This window comes from Cupriavidus sp. 05T42, from assembly GCF_056396345.1.
In genome coordinates this window covers 1-527 of the sequence record NZ_JBFTLH010000062.1, presented here as the reverse complement: position 1 = coordinate 527, position 527 = coordinate 1, and the positions used below count along the sequence as shown (strand labels likewise).

The 527-nt window shown below is 60.5% G+C and carries 1 protein-coding gene; it reads left to right on the top strand.

Annotated elements, in window-relative coordinates; genetic code table 11:
- The first annotated feature begins 170 nt into the window (after positions 1 to 170).
- Positions 171 to 509 (top strand): DUF3304 domain-containing protein, encoded by a 339-nt coding sequence (locus AC1EJR_RS27325; protein WP_477113936.1) that lies wholly within the window; start codon positions 171 to 173, stop codon positions 507 to 509.
- The last annotated feature ends 18 nt before the right edge of the window (positions 510 to 527 follow it).

Sequence of the window (527 nt, the reverse complement as noted above, 5' to 3'; positions counted from 1 at the left end):
TGGACATCCCGACTATCCCTTGAAGGGCGACGAGGCGCGCAAGTAACCACAGTTCCACGAGGAGAGTCATGCCTTACAYAGTAGCGCGCCCACGGGCGTGGATAGCCGGCCTGCTAGCAGCATTGTCACTGGCAGTGTCCGGTTGCGGCGAGGAGCCAATCTCAGTGTCAATGGTTGGATACAACCACACCGATGTGGGCATCTACGCGTTCGAGGTCAATGGCCGGGGTGGCCCGAATATCTGGCCGCACGAGGGCGGTGGCAGTTTTACGTGCTGCGTCGCGGTGCCACGGGTCTACAAGCCTGGCATGACGGCGAAGGTCAGATGGGTCCATCGCATCGACGATGTGCCGCAGGAGCGGATCGTCCCGGTACCTCCTTATGGACCAAGGGATGGCGGAATGTTCGCCGTCCACTTCCTGCGCGACGGCAATGTCAAGGTGTTCGTGACCATGATGGGTCTTGGACATCCCGACTATCCCTTGAAGGGCGACGAGGCGCGCAAGTAACCACAGTTCCACGAGGAG